The organism is Agromyces badenianii, from assembly GCF_003070885.1.
Lineage (GTDB): Bacteria > Actinomycetota > Actinomycetes > Actinomycetales > Microbacteriaceae > Agromyces > Agromyces badenianii.
In genome coordinates this window covers 111,016-124,637 of the sequence record NZ_CP028913.1, presented here as the reverse complement: position 1 = coordinate 124,637, position 13,622 = coordinate 111,016, and the positions used below count along the sequence as shown (strand labels likewise).

Genomic DNA, 13,622 nt, shown 5'->3' with positions numbered 1-13,622 from the left:
CTCCTCGCTCGTCAGGCCCAGCGTTCGCGCAACCACTCCATGCCGGCGAGTGCCTCAGAGCGCTGGAACGCTCGGAGCGTCGGCATGCTGTCCGGCGCAGGGCGACGGGCAGTGTTGAAGAATGCCCCGGTCGTCGCGGCCAGAGCTGCATCGATGTCCTCGGGCGCGACGTCACCGAACATCGGGTGCGACGTGATCACCGCCTCTGCGTCGATCGCTTCACCTCGAAGCCGTGCATCGAGCAGATAGGTCAGGCCGTCGAACCACCTCGCCCCGACTGCGGCCCATGGCCAATCGATGATCCATACCTGCCCGTCGGTATCGATGAGCATGTTGTCAGCGCGACAGTCGAAGTGGACGAGATGGTCGCCGGCAACTGCCGCACCCGCGCGACGCGACGCGACGGCGAGGCGCTCGAGGTTCATCTGCGCCCACTTCGGCAGCGACGCGAGCGCATCGTCTCGGACTATCTCGTCCCAACTCCCGCCGTCAGCCGCAACCTCGTTTGCGACTTCAAAGAGCGGGATCGAGATGTTCCCTCGAACTCGCGGCAAGGCGTGCAGGGCATTCAGGACGAGGGGGACGTCCGAACCGTCCAGGGCCGCGCCCGGGTGAGTTCCGACGATGTCCTCGAAGACCAAGGCGATCCAACCGTCCCGCTCGTACGTGCCGAGCAGCCGAGGGGCCGGGACGAAAGGCGGCATCTCACTCATGAACGCGAGCTCGCGGCGATGCAGTGCCACCGTGCCGGCGTTGTGCCCGATGTGCGCGGCCTTGACGAAGGCGCGACGGCCATGCCGTGTTCGCACGCGATCAGCGCTTCCGGAGGAGAATCCGCTCGGTTGACTTCGCGCCTCGACGACATCGCCGCCCAGGACCTTCTCGATGCCGTCGCGCACCGCGCGGGGAAGCGCGTCCCACCTCAGACGCAGCTGTTCTCGGGCCGCCATCGTTTCATCGTAGGCGCGGAAGCAGCGCGCGACTCGCGTCGACGTCGAGCCTGCGCCCGCACCTGCGCACGCACCGTGACACCGGCCCTCACGCCTCGCGCGCTGGGCGTGCACAAATTTGTGAATGTCCCTGACGGAACCCTAACGGCGACGCCGGACGACACCGGGCGACGCCGTCGTGTCGCCCACATGCAGCGTGCTCGTGAAGCACCGCGACTCGGGCGGTTCGCCGGAGAGCAACTGCACGACGGCCTCGCCCGCGGCTCGGCCCTTCGCGACCGACGGCTGCGCGAGCGTAGTGAGGTCGTGCTGCAGGCCGTCGACCCTGATGCCGTCGAAGCCCAGCACGCTGAGGTCGCCCGGCACGTGCAACCCGAGCTCCTCGGCCGCCTGGATGACGCCCGCGGCCAGCAGGTCGCTCTGCGCGATGATCGCCGTCGGGCGCCCGGCGGCGTCGGTCAGCAGCGCCCGCGCGGCCTCGAGGCCCTGTTCGATCGAACTCGCACCGGCGACACGGCCGGTCGCGGCCGGAAAGACTTCACGCGCACCGGCCAGTCGCTCCAGCGCCGTGGTGTTCGTGCCGGCCTGCAGGAGCGCCTCGGTGAGCGGGCCCCGGGTGCGGCCGGCGTCGAGGGGCAGCGTCACGATCGCGACATCCGCGTGCCCCAGCTCTCGCAGGTACTCGGCACCTCGCCTCGTCGCCTGACGGTTGTCGATCGAGATCTCGGGGATGTCCTCGCCGGTCGCGCCCTCGATCGCGACGGCCGGGATGCCGCGGCGCCGCAGCGCCTCGATCGAGACGCCGAGCCGAGGGCTGCAGCCGATGAGCACGACCGCATCGACCGGCGCGCTCTCGATGCTCACCGCGTGTTCGCCGGGCTCGCCGGTGTCGGTGAGCAGCAGCAGGCCGGCACCGAGCGGGGCGATGCCCTCGGTGATGCCGTCGAGCATCTGGATCTTCACCGGATCGAGGAACGCCGCGCGCACGCGCTCCTCGAGCACCACGCCGACGATGCCCGAGCGGCCGCGGCGGAGCGAGCGGGCGCGGGGGTCGGGGCCCGCATAGCCGAGCTCGGATGCCGCGGCGAGCACGCGTTCCTTCGTGGCATCCGACACGGGGCCCGAGCCGCTGAAGGCGAGCGACGCCGTCGACGGCGACACGCCGGCCCGCGCCGCGACATCGGCGAGCGTCGTTCGTGTCACGGCATCGGGCTCCATGCGCCCGATTCTAGGCCGAATCGATTCGAGCGACGCGGTCGACGGACGAGTGGTCGGCTACTCGGCCGGCGGAGTCGCGGCGACCTCGTCGCGGGCCGCCTCGAAGGCGGCGACGCAGCGACGGATCTCCTCCTCGGAGTGCGCCGCCGAGAGCTGCACGCGGATGCGCGCGGCCCCGCGCGGCACGACCGGGAAGCTGAACGCCGTGACGTAGACCCCGTGCCGTTGCAGTGCATCGGCCATGCGCGCGGTGAGGACGGCGTCGCCGAACATCACGGGCACGATCGGGTGCTCGCCGGGCAGCAGCTCGAACCCGGCATCCGTCATGAGCGAGCGGAAGAGCGCGGCGTTCGCGCGCAGCCGCTCGCGCAGCTCGCCGGAGCCGGCGACGAGCGAGAGCGCCTCGATCGTGCCCGCCACGATCGCCGGGGCGAGCGTGTTCGAGAACAGGTACGGCCGCGCGCGCTGGCGCAGCAGGTCGACGATCTCCTGACGGGCGGCCACGTAGCCGCCGGATGCCCCGCCGAGCGCCTTGCCGAACGTACCGGTCGTGATGTCGACCCGGCCCTCGACTCCGCAGTGCTCGGGCGTGCCGCGCCCGTGCTCGCCGACGAAGCCGACCGCGTGCGAGTCGTCGACGAAGACGAGCGCGTCGTAGCGGTCGGCGAGGTCGCAGATCTCGGCGAGCGGCGCGATGTAGCCGTCCATCGAGAAGACGCCGTCGGTCACGATCACGCGGCGGCGCGCACCGGATGCCGCGACGAGCTGCGCCTCGAGATCGGCCAGGTCGCGGTTCTTGTACCGGTAGCGCTGCGCCTTCGAGAGCCGGATGCCGTCGATGATCGAGGCGTGGTTCAGCTCATCGGAGATGATCGCGTCATCCGCGCCGAAGAGCACCTCGAAGACGCCGCCGTTCGCGTCGAAGCATGAGGAGAAGAGGATCGTGTCGTCGTAGCCGAGGAAGTCGGAGACCCGTCGCTCGAGCTCGAGGTGCAGCTCCTGCGTGCCGCAGATGAAGCGCACGCTCGCGAGGCCGTAGCCCCAGTCGTCGAGCCCGCGATGCGCCGCCTCGACGATGCGCGGGTCGTTGGCGAGCCCGAGGTAGTTGTTGGCGCAGAAGTTCAGCACCTCGCGCCCGGCCACCTCGATCTCGGAGGACTGCGGACCGTGGATGCCGCGCTCGCGCTTCGTGAGGCCCGCGGCCTCGATCTCGTCGAGCTCCGCGCGCAGCTGTTCCCGAACCGTTCCGTACATCAGAGCTCCGTCCAATCGAGGATGACCTTGCCGACGCCGCCAGAGGCGGCCGCATCGAACGCCGCACGCCACTCCCGTGCCGGGTAGCGGTCGCTGATGATCGAGGCGATGCTCGTGCGCAGGGTCTCGCTCGTCTGCAGCATCGCGCTCATCGAGTTCCACGTCTCGAACATCTCGCGCCCGTAGATGCCCTTCATGGTGAGCATGTGGGTGACGACCTTGCCCCAGTCGATCGCGAACGGCTCGGCGGGGAGGCCGAGCAGCGCCAGTCGGCCGCCGTGGTTCATGTTCTCGATCATCTCGGGGAGCGCCTTCGCCGAGCCCGACATCTCGAATCCGACGTCGAAGCCCTCGCGCATGCCGAGTCGCGGCTGCACGTCGCGGATGCGTTCGCGCGACACGTCGACCGCGGCATCCGCGCCCATCCGCATCGCGAGCCCGAGACGTGCCGGCGAGACATCCGACGCCACGATGAACCGCGCGCCGACGTGGCGTGCGACGGCGATCGACATCAGCCCGATCGGGCCGCAGCCGGTGACGAGCACGTCTTCACCCACGACCGAGAAGGCGAGCGCCGTGTGCACGGCGTTGCCGAAGGGGTCGAAGATCGCGCCGACCTCCGGGTCGATGTCGGCGTGGTGCACCCAGACGTTCTCGCCGGGCAGCACGACGTACTCGGCGAAGGCGCCGTCGCGGTGCAGCCCGACGCCCTTCGTGCGGATGCACATCTGGCGGCGTCCGGCGCGGCAGTTGCGGCACATGCCGCAGACGATGTGCCCCTCGCCGGAGACCCGGTCGCCGACGGCGACGTCGTGCACGAGCGGCCCGACCTCGACGACCTCGCCGAAGAACTCGTGGCCCGGGATGAGCGGAGCGGCGATGGTCGACGCAGCCCAGTCGTCCCACTTCTCGATGTGCAGGTCGGTGCCGCAGATGCCGGTGCGCAGCACCCGGATCTTCACGTCGGCCGGGCCCGTCTCGGGCTCGGGGCGTTCGACGTACTCCAGGCCGGCGCCGGGGGCGGGTTTGAAGAGTGCCTTCATCGATGACCTCGTCGTTCTCTGGTACTCGAGCCGGGGGTGTGCGGCTCTGGGTCGGGATTCCGGGTCGTGTCCGGTCACCCCGAGCGCCAGTCAGTTCATGGTAGCCACGGATGCCGCGGCATCCGCAGCCCACTTCGCCCACCACGGGCATCGCGGGCGTCCCGGCACGCTTGCAGGCTGGCGGCCGCGCCGATATCGTTCTCGGGTCAGGGTTGTCGAATCGATTCGACTCCCCCCGCGACGACGACGAGACAGAGACGATGAACGAGACGCCGCACACGCCCGAAACCTCCGCCACGGCCGCCCGCGCGGCACGTGAGCTCATCTCGTGGCGCAACGCCGTGTTCGCGATCTTCTTCCTCAGCGGCCTCAGCATGGCGAGCTGGGTCGCTCGCCTCCCCGCGATCCGCGACGACACCGGGCTCAGCACCCAGGGCGTCGGCCTCGTCATCCTCGCCGGGTCGATCGGTTCGATCCTCGGTCTCGTCGCCGCCCCGTGGTTCCTCGCGCGGTTCGGCGCCCGCACCGGCATGATCCTCGCGCTCCTGACCGTCTCGGTCGGCCTCGTGCTCCTCGGCATCGGCGGTTCGGCCGTGCCCTCCGTGCCGATCGTCGTGATCGGGCTCGCGCTCTTCGGCTTCGGCAACGGCGCGGTCGACGTCATGATGAACGTCGAGGGCGCAGAGGCCGAGCGCGAGATCGGCAAGACCGTGATGCCGCTCATGCACGCCTTCTTCTCGTTCGGCACGGTCGCCGGGGCCGCACTCGCCGCCGCGGCATCCGCTGCCCGTCTGCCCGTGTCGCTGCACCTCGGTGTCATCGCCCTCGCCATCGCCGTCGCCGTCTTCATCGCGGTGCGCTACGTGCCGCTGCGCGCCGAGGTCGGCGACGACACGCACACGGATGCCCCGCGGCCGCCGTGGACCGAGCGCCTGCGCGCGAACCTCGAGGTGTGGGGCGACGTGCGACTGCTGCTCATCGGCGTCATCATGCTCGGCATGTCGTTCGCCGAGGGATCGGCCAACGACTGGCTCGCCCTCGCCGTGGTCGACGGCCACGGGTTCGACGAGACCACCGGTGCGATCGTGTTCGGCGTCTTCACGGTCGCCATCACCGCCGCCCGGGTGATCGGCGGGCCGGTGCTCGACCGCTTCGGCCGCGTGCCGGTGCTGCGCACCCTCGCGATCGTCGGCATCGCCGGACTCAGCCTCTTCATCTTCGGCACCGAGCCGTGGATGCTCATCGCCGGCACCGCGCTCTGGGGCATCGGCTGCTCGCTCGGCTTCCCGGTGGGCATGTCGGCGGCGGCCGACGACCCCGACCGCTCGGCCGCGCGGGTGAGCGCCGTCGCGATCATCGGCTACTGCGCCTTCCTCGCGGGGCCGCCGCTGCTCGGGTTCCTCGGCCAGCAGTTCGGCATCCTGAACGCGTTGCTCGTGCTCCTCGGCCTGCTCGTGCTCTCCGCCCTCGCCGCGCCGGCCGCCCGCGAGCGCTCGCGCCCCACGGCCTGACCCGCAAGTAGACTCACCGGGTGCGTCTCGTCATCGCCCGCTGCTCCGTCGACTACGCCGGACGCCTCGCCGCCCACCTCCCGCTCGCCACCCGCCTGCTCATGGTGAAGGGCGACGGCAGCCTGCTCGTGCACTCCGACGGCGGCAGCTACAAGCCGCTCAACTGGATGAGCCCGCCCTGCACCCTCACGACCCTCGAGCCCGACGACGACCAGCGCGCCGCCGGCATCGTCGAGCTGTGGAAGGTCGTGCACCAGAAGACCGCCGACCAGCTGATCGTGTCGATCCACGAGGTGCTGCACGACTCCGCCCACGAGCTCGGCATCGACCCCGGCCTGCAGAAGGACGGGGTCGAGGCGCACCTGCAGAAGCTGCTCGCCGAGCAGATCGAACTCCTCGGCGACGGCCACCGGCTCGTGCGCCGGGAGTACATGACGGCGATCGGCCCGGTCGACATCCTGGCGACGGATGCCTCGGGCGCCTCGGTCGCCGTCGAGCTCAAGCGTCGCGGCGACATCGACGGCGTCGAGCAGCTCACCCGCTATCTCGAGCTCATGAATCGCGACCCGCACCTCGCCCCGGTGACCGGCGTGTTCGCCGCCCAGGAGATCAAGCCGCAGGCGCGCACCCTCGCGGAGGACCGCGGCATCCGCTGCGTCGTGCTCGACTACGACGCGATGCGCGGGGTCGACGACGGGCACGCGCGACTGTTCTGAGCGGCCTGCCCGACTGTTCTGAGCGGCCTGCCCGGCTGTTCTGAGCGGCCTGCCCGACTGTTCTGAGCGGCCTGCCCGGCTGGTCTGAGCGAGCCGCCCCGCGACCGGCAAGCAGAATCGGCTGTCGATAAGCTGAGTAAGGCTCGAACTCCGGGGCCTTAGGATGTCACGGTGACCTCCGAGACCATGACGAGCCCGACGCCGATCACGCCGACCCGCACGTGGTCGGCCGTGCTGTTCGACCTCGACGGCACGATCGTCGACTCGGCGTCCGACATCACCGCGTCGCTCGCGCACATGTTCACCGAATTGGGCCTGCCCGTGCCGACCGACGAGGTGCTCCTCTCCTTCGTCGGCCCGCCGCTGCTCGACAGCCTGCGCATGACGGCCGGGTTCAACGACGCCGAGGCGTGGGAGGCGTTGAACGTCTACCGCGACCACTACGGCGAGCACGTGCTGCGCTCCCCAGTCTTCCCCGGCGTCGCCGGCGTGCTGGAGCGCCTGCACGCGGCCGGCATCCCCGTCGCGCTCGCGACCTCGAAGCCCGAGTCGATGGCACGCCGGGTGCTCGACCACGCGGGGCTCAGCCAGTACTTCACCGTGATCGCCGGAGCGAGCGACGACGAGGAGCGCAGCACGAAGGCCGATGTCGTCGCCGAAGCGCTGCGACGTCTGCACGCCCTCGACATCAGCACCGAGCACTCGGTCATGGTCGGCGACCGCGGCTACGACACGCTCGGCGCGCTCGCGAACGGCGTGCCGACGATCCTCGTCGAGTGGGGCTACGGCTCACCCGCCGAGGCCGCCGACGCGATGGCGGTCGTGCACTCGGCCGACCAGCTGCGGAGCCTGCTGCTCGGCTGAGCCGCAACAATCCCCCCCATTCGGGTGACACGCGCGCGCGATCGGCGCGACAACCCGCCGCGACGCAACAGTCGTGCGTCGTGTCTCACAACCCGCGCACAGCTCTTCCATAGACGACGCCTGTCACGGCAGGATTCCGAGTACGTTCGCCCACCGACGAGCGTCGTACGCGACCCCGTGGTCACCTCCGCAGGGTCGCTCGAAGGGAGAAGCATGTCTGGATTCACGGGCCGCGCGCGCAGGCGCGCGGTTGCGGTCATCCCAGTGTTCGCGCTCGCCGCCACCGGTCTGGTGTCGTTCGGTGCGAGCGGGGCAGCCGCTGCTGAATCACCGGTCTCGCCACCGGTGATCAGCGACTCCGAGTACTACATGAACTATGTGGCGCCTCGAGTTGAAGATCAGTTCGACACCGACGGCGACGTCCTGGTCGACTCCGGCAACCAGCTCAGGGCAGCGACGCCCGAAGCCGCGCAGGCCGAAGCGATCGAGCGTGCCGAGGAATTCGATCAGAAGTACTCGCAGGGCAACCCGGTCGCAGCCAAGGGGCTGGCCTCGCTCGAAGCGTCTTCGATCGCGACGGGCAAGAGCCCGCGCCAGCTCAAGCAGGAGCACCGCAAAGGTCACCACGGCAAGGGCCGGCACCACAAGAAGCCCGAGTACAAGGAGGCCGAGACGACGCAGGAGGCGAAGCTCCTCACGATCCTCGTCGAGTTCGACCAGAACGCGAACGACGACTTCACGGGATCGTACGTGCCCAACGAGTTCGGTGCCACGGAGTGCAAGCCCGGCGACGTGCAGAACGGCCCCGTGCACAACAACATCCCGAACCCCGCCGACTACGAGCTCGAAGACAACAACACGATGTGGGTGTCCGACTTCTCCTCGGAGCACTTCAACAAGATGCTGTTCTCCGAGCGCGGCATCACCGAGCGCGTGCGCAAGGACCTGAAGGGTCCCGACGGCCGCCGCGGCATCGACATCTCGGGCTACACGATGAAGAACATGTACGAGGAGATGTCGCGCGGCGCCTACACGGTGACCGGCGAGGCCACCCCGTGGATCACCGTGCCCCACTCCGAGGCCTGGTACGGCGCGAGCCTCTGCTTCCAGAACGCCGACGGTGTCTACGAGGCCGGCGAGATCCAAGACCAGCAGGGCCACCCCGACAACCCCCTCGGCGCGGGCCAGCTCCCGATCGACGCCGTGGCGGCGCTCGCTGAGGCCCAGCCCGACTTCCCCTGGGCCGACTACGACATCGAAGACCAGGGCGACCGCGACGGCGACGGCGACTTCAACGAGCCCGACGGCGTGATCGACCACGTCGTGCTCGTGCACGCCGGCGAAGACAAGTCGGGCGGCGGCGGCGAGCAGGGCACGTACGCCCTCTGGGCGCACTCCTCGGCCGTCGCCGGCGGTGCCGACATCCCCGGCACCGACCTCAAGCTGTCGAACTACATCGTGCAGCCCGAAGACTCGGGCGTCGGCGTGTTCGCACACGAGTACGGCCACGACCTCGGCCTGCCCGACCTCTACGACACGTCGAACCAGGGCAACTCCGACATCGACTTCTGGGACCTCATGTCGTCGGGCTCGCACTCCGGCCCCATCTTCCAGTCGATGCCCACGCACATGGGCATCTGGGACAAGTGGGTGCTCGGCTGGGTCGACCCCGTCGAGATGAACCCGGGTGACGCCGCCAAGACGCTGAAGATCGGCCAGACGTCTCGGTCGCCGAAGGGCACCGAAGACGGCGTGAAGATCAACCTGCCCGACAAGGTGATCACGCTCGCCGAGCCGGCCAGCGGCGAGAACATGTGGTTCAGCGGTTCCGATCAGGACTGGGGCGACATCCGCATCGCCCGGAGCGTCGACGTGCCCGCCGATGCGAAGTTCTGGATGAGCAACAACTTCGTCATCGAGCAGGACTGGGACTACGGCTTCGTCGAGGTCTCGACCGACGGCGGCACCACCTGGACCGACGTGAAGGTCTTCAACGAAGACGGCAGTGAGGCGACCACGCCCGACGGCTACCCCGACCCGAACGGCAACCTGGCGACGTTCGGCAACAAGAAGTTCGGGCTCACCGGCACCTCGGGTGGTTGGACGCGACAGTACATCGACCTCGCGGAGTACTCGGGCACGACCGTCGGCGTGCGCCTGCGCCTGGCCACCGATGCCGCGTTCCAGGAGCGCGGCTGGTTCTCCGACGACTTCGCTCTCACGAGCGGGGCCGACACGGTGTGGAGCGACGACGTCGAGAGCGGCGACAACGGCTGGACCGCCGAGGTCGAGTCGTTCACCGACACGACCGGCCCCGGCTGGCGCATCGACACCGGCACTTCGAACAAGGCGCAGTACTACATGGTCGAGTGGCGCAACTTCGACGGCTTCGACGAGGGCCTGAAGTACGGCTACAACTCGGTGTACAGCACCGGCGCGTGGAAGGTCGAGAAGATCGCCTACAACGCTCCCGGAGCGCTCATCTGGTACCGCGACACCACCTACGGCAATACCAACCACGTTCGCACGAACGAGACGGCGCTGCCGAGCTACGGGGCGAAGGGCGGGCTGCTGCTCGTCGACAGTCACTTCGACCCGCTGCGCCGAACCGGTGACGCGGCCGCGGCCGACGGAACGCTGCAGCACAACCTGCCGTCGCGTTCGCAGTCGTCCGACGTGGCCTTCGGCCTCGGCAAGACCTACAAGTTCACGGAGTGCATCACCGGTGCCGAGCTGACCGACGAGTACTGCACCAAGGTGCCCGCTCGCGCGGGAGTCTCGACGTTCACCGACGACCTCGGCTGGACGTCGGGCCTCGAGGTGCTCCCCGACGGACGCCTGGCCCGCCGCTTCCGCGACGGCTCGGCGGTCGTTCCCTCGGTCGGCAACGCGCCGTACTCCACGCGGATCGTCGACTTCGACGGCAACCCGCTGCCCGAGCTGTACGGTTCCGAGACTCAACTTGGCGTACTCGGCACCGGCAACCCGGCTGACGCCGGCGTCGGCTACGGCACGGTCATCGAGGTCAAGAAGGCCGAGAAGGGCAACATCGCCGCGCTGATCAAGATCACCCCGCCCGCCGCGGGTTGATTCACGGCAAGGCACACGACGAGGCGTCGGCTTCTTTCGGGGAGTCGGCGCCTCGCCGCGTCCGGGCGCGTCTCGGCGCCCCTACACTGACTCTCGACGCACATGGAGGTGCCGTGAACGACGCGCGAACCACCCTCACGCACGAACGGGAGATCACCGAACCCGTCTCGCTCACACTGCCGAACGGGCGACTGAATCCCGCCGCCGTGGGGTGGACGCGGCATCCGCTGCACGACACCTCGGGCATCGGCACCGGCCGGCTCGGCCGCGGCCGCAACAAGCGCTGGGAGTACTGGGGCATCACGACTCCCGACCACATCGTCGCCGTGACGGTCGCGATGCTCGACTACGCGACGCTGAACCAGGTGTGGGTGTTCGACCGGCGCACCGCGACCGACGTCGACGCCGGCGCGATCACCCCCCTCTCCCGCGGCGTCGACCTGCCCGGCACGCTCGGCGCGGCTCCGGCGACCGCGAGGGTGCCCGGCATCGAGACGGCGATCACCGAATCGGGCGACGGCACCCGCATCGTCGCGACCACGAAACGCGTCGCGCTCGACGTCTTCGCCGAGCGACCCGATGGCCACGAGGCGCTCGGCGTGGTCGTGCCGTGGAGCGACACGAGGTTCCAGTACACGGTGAAGGATGTCGCGCGCCCGGCCCGCGGCACCATCACGATCGACGGGGTCGCGCACGAGCTGCCTGCCGGCGAGAGCTGGGCGGTGCTCGACCACGGCCGCGGCCGCTGGCCCTACAGCATGACGTGGCACTGGGGCGCGGCCTCCGGCATGGAGCACGGCCACCGGCTCGGCCTGCAGCTCGGCGGCCTCTGGACCGACGGCACCGGCTCCACCGAGAACGCGCTCTCGGTCGACGGCCGACTGCACAAGCTGGGCGCCGAGCTGCGATGGCGCTTCGATCCGACCGACTGGCTGCGGCCGTGGTCGATCACCGGCGACCGCGTGGAACTGCGCTTCGAGCCGTTCCACGATCGCTTCTCGAAGAGCGCGTTCGGCGTCATCCACTCCGAGACGCATCAGTGCTTCGGCACCTACCGCGGCACGGTGACCGACGATTCGGGCGACGTGGTGCCGATCGACGCGCTCACCGGCTGGGCGGAGTTCGTGAAGAACCGCTGGTAGTGGGTCAGGCTCCGGCCGTGACCGGCTCGGCGACGCTCGCGAGCACCCCGTCGAGCAGGCGGTCGAGGCCCCAGGCGAAGGCGGAATCGGCCCGGCCGTCATCGCTCGCCGAGACGGCGTCTGCGCCGCCGGCACCAACGACACCAACGGCACCGCCGGCGCTGCCGGCCACGAGGTGCGCGGTCGCCTCGGTGAGCGGATGGCTCGCGGCATCCGACCAGAGCGCACCCGACGAGGTCCGGCCGGCGGATGCCTCGACATCGCCCGCGCGCTCGGCGGCGTCGAGCGCGGCGACCCCGAGCACATGGGCGAGCACGGCGTGCGCCGCGCGGGCGGCGTCGTCGAGCGGCATCCGCTCGCCCATGAAGCCCGCGATGAGCGCTTCGTTGAGGCTCAGCGCGTGCGGTCCGTCGAGCGGTCCGCTCGTCACGAGCACCATGGCGCCGGTGTGCTCGGCGAGCCGGGCGCGCAGGGCCGCGGCGAGCGCGTGCACGCGCTGCCGCCAGTCGACGGCGGGGTCGGATGCCGCGGCGAGGTCGAGGCTCGACAGCAGCTCGTCGACCATCGCGCGCAGCAGCGCGTTCTTCGACGGGAAGTAGGTGTAGATCGCGGTGGGCGTGAGCCCGAGCGCCGCGGCGACGCCCCGCACGGAGACGGCGGCGAAGCCCTTCTGCTCGAGGATCTCGAACGCGGCGTCGACGATGTCGACCTGGCTGACACTGCGTCTCGGTCCGGGTTTCATGGTGCTCCTCGTGGTCTTCACCACCGTACCCGCAGGTGCACCGGCCGCGAGCCGTGTGCCACGCTGGAGTGCCGCATGTCGAGAGGACCGTCGATGACGACCGCATCAGCCCGACCCGCCCGAGTGACCGTCATCGGCGACGCGCTCATCGACGAGCTGCGCGACCCGCACGGCTCCCGTGAGTTCGTCGGCGGCGCCGCCCTCAACGTGGCCGTCGGGCTCGCCCTCCTCGGCGAGCAGGTGACCCTCGTCGCGATGCTCGGCGACGACGAGCCGGCCACCCGCATCCGCTCGTACCTCCGCGACTACGACGTGCGCCTCGTCGAGAGCCCCTCGGCGCACGGCACCTCGCGGGCGATCTCGGATCGCGCCGACGGCGAGCCGCGCTACGAGTTCAACGAAGCTGCGCAGCGCCGCCGCATCCGCTTCGACGAGACCACCAGGGCCGCGATCGACGAGGCCGACCTCGTCGTGGTCAGCTGCTTCCCCTTCGACGACGACGAGCAGGTCGCCGAGCTCGTCGACGCCGTCGCCCGGCCCGGCGAGCGGCTCGCGATCGACGGCAATCCGCGTGCGGGCATGCTGCACGATCGCGACGCCTTCCTCGAGCAGTTCACCCGCGTCGCGGGCGGGGCGCTGCTCGCGAAGGTCGGTGACGAAGACGCCGAGCTCCTCATCGGCGCCCCGCTGCCGGAGCTCGTCGACCGTGTTCGCGCGGCGGGTGCATCGGGAGCGGGCGCATCGGGCGCGGGCCCCGCGGTGCTCGCGACCGCCGGGCGCGACGGCGCGACCCTCTTCGACGGCGAGCGGGTGGTGCGCGCGGGCATCGTGGAACTGCCCGGTGCGGTCGTCGACACCATGGGCGCCGGCGACGCGACGCTGTCGGCGGTGGTACATCACCTCGCAGTGCACGGGGTGCCGGGAAGCACCGAGGAATGGGCCGACGCGCTCGAGTCGGCGATGGCGATCGCCGCCGCCACGGTGCGCCACGAGGGGGCGCTCCTGCGACTGCCGCCCGAGGCATCCCCGCCCATGCGCGGAAGCTGACCGGAGCGTCACCGGCCGCGCCGTCGGCCGCGGCGACCGCCCCGC

General features: G+C 70.3%; 11 protein-coding genes. 6 read left to right on the top strand and 5 right to left on the bottom strand.

The window, feature by feature from the left end; translation table 11 throughout:
* Window positions 1-11: 11 nt before the first annotated feature.
* From DCE93_RS00570 to tdh, 4 genes are all read right to left on the bottom strand, one after another.
* Window positions 12-950 (bottom strand): phosphotransferase, encoded by a 939-nt coding sequence (locus DCE93_RS00570; RefSeq protein ID WP_108594176.1) that lies wholly within the window; start codon window positions 948-950, stop codon window positions 12-14.
* Between the two features lie 141 nt (window positions 951-1,091).
* Window positions 1,092-2,168, bottom strand: coding sequence for a LacI family DNA-binding transcriptional regulator (locus DCE93_RS00565; RefSeq protein WP_108594175.1), 1,077 nt, complete (start codon window positions 2,166-2,168; stop codon window positions 1,092-1,094).
* 57 nt (window positions 2,169-2,225) lie between these two features.
* Complete coding sequence (locus DCE93_RS00560; protein WP_108594174.1) at window positions 2,226-3,422, bottom strand: glycine C-acetyltransferase; 1,197 nt, start codon at window positions 3,420-3,422, stop codon at window positions 2,226-2,228.
* Window positions 3,422-4,465 carry an L-threonine 3-dehydrogenase gene (tdh, locus tag DCE93_RS00555; protein WP_108594173.1) on the bottom strand — a complete coding sequence of 348 codons (1,044 nt, stop codon included), beginning with the start codon at window positions 4,463-4,465 and terminating at the stop codon, window positions 3,422-3,424. The genes DCE93_RS00560 and tdh overlap by 1 nt, the downstream gene beginning before the upstream one ends.
* 260 nt (window positions 4,466-4,725) lie before the next feature.
* Here tdh and DCE93_RS00550 point away from each other — a divergent pair, with 260 nt between their 5' ends.
* The 5 genes from DCE93_RS00550 to DCE93_RS00530 all read left to right on the top strand — a co-directional run bounded on the left by DCE93_RS00550 (window position 4,726) and on the right by DCE93_RS00530 (window position 11,788).
* Window positions 4,726-5,976, top strand: a complete 1,251-nt coding sequence (locus tag DCE93_RS00550; protein WP_108596492.1) for an MFS transporter — start codon at window positions 4,726-4,728, stop codon at window positions 5,974-5,976.
* 20 nt (window positions 5,977-5,996) lie between these two features.
* Window positions 5,997-6,692 (top strand): endonuclease NucS, encoded by a 696-nt coding sequence (gene nucS, locus DCE93_RS00545; RefSeq protein WP_108594172.1) that lies wholly within the window; start codon window positions 5,997-5,999, stop codon window positions 6,690-6,692.
* Between the two features lie 171 nt (window positions 6,693-6,863).
* On the top strand, window positions 6,864-7,556 hold the full coding sequence (locus DCE93_RS00540; protein ID WP_338027585.1) for an HAD hydrolase-like protein: 693 nt from the start codon (window positions 6,864-6,866) through the stop codon (window positions 7,554-7,556).
* A gap of 213 nt (window positions 7,557-7,769) precedes the next feature.
* On the top strand, window positions 7,770-10,646 hold the full coding sequence (locus DCE93_RS00535; protein ID WP_108594171.1) for an immune inhibitor A domain-containing protein: 2,877 nt from the start codon (window positions 7,770-7,772) through the stop codon (window positions 10,644-10,646).
* A 113-nt stretch (window positions 10,647-10,759) separates the two neighbouring features.
* On the top strand, window positions 10,760-11,788 hold the full coding sequence (locus DCE93_RS00530) for a DUF2804 domain-containing protein (protein WP_108594170.1): 1,029 nt from the start codon (window positions 10,760-10,762) through the stop codon (window positions 11,786-11,788).
* Between the two features lie 4 nt (window positions 11,789-11,792).
* Here DCE93_RS00530 and DCE93_RS00525 read toward each other — a convergent pair whose 3' ends face one another.
* A complete protein-coding gene (locus tag DCE93_RS00525; RefSeq protein ID WP_108594169.1) occupies window positions 11,793-12,530 on the bottom strand; it encodes a TetR/AcrR family transcriptional regulator in 738 nt (245 codons plus the stop codon).
* A 93-nt stretch (window positions 12,531-12,623) separates the two neighbouring features.
* Here DCE93_RS00525 and DCE93_RS00520 point away from each other — a divergent pair, with 93 nt between their 5' ends.
* Window positions 12,624-13,577, top strand: a complete 954-nt coding sequence (locus tag DCE93_RS00520; RefSeq protein ID WP_108594168.1) for a carbohydrate kinase family protein — start codon at window positions 12,624-12,626, stop codon at window positions 13,575-13,577.
* The last annotated feature ends 45 nt before the right edge of the window (window positions 13,578-13,622 follow it).

Bases quoted from the DNA above. Each gene is read 5' to 3' on its own strand.
- DCE93_RS00570 (WP_108594176.1), bottom strand. From the start codon at position 950: ATGGCGGCCCGAGAACAGCTGCGTCTGAGGTGGGACGCGCTTCCCCGC.
- DCE93_RS00565 (WP_108594175.1), bottom strand. From the start codon at position 2,168: ATGGAGCCCGATGCCGTGACACGAACGACGCTCGCCGATGTCGCGGCG.
- DCE93_RS00560 (WP_108594174.1), bottom strand. From the start codon at position 3,422: ATGTACGGAACGGTTCGGGAACAGCTGCGCGCGGAGCTCGACGAGATC.
- tdh (WP_108594173.1), bottom strand. From the start codon at position 4,465: ATGAAGGCACTCTTCAAACCCGCCCCCGGCGCCGGCCTGGAGTACGTC.
- DCE93_RS00550 (WP_108596492.1), top strand. From the start codon at position 4,726: ATGAACGAGACGCCGCACACGCCCGAAACCTCCGCCACGGCCGCCCGC.
- DCE93_RS00535 (WP_108594171.1), top strand. From the start codon at position 7,770: ATGTCTGGATTCACGGGCCGCGCGCGCAGGCGCGCGGTTGCGGTCATC.
- DCE93_RS00525 (WP_108594169.1), bottom strand. From the start codon at position 12,530: ATGAAACCCGGACCGAGACGCAGTGTCAGCCAGGTCGACATCGTCGAC.
- DCE93_RS00520 (WP_108594168.1), top strand. From the start codon at position 12,624: ATGACGACCGCATCAGCCCGACCCGCCCGAGTGACCGTCATCGGCGAC.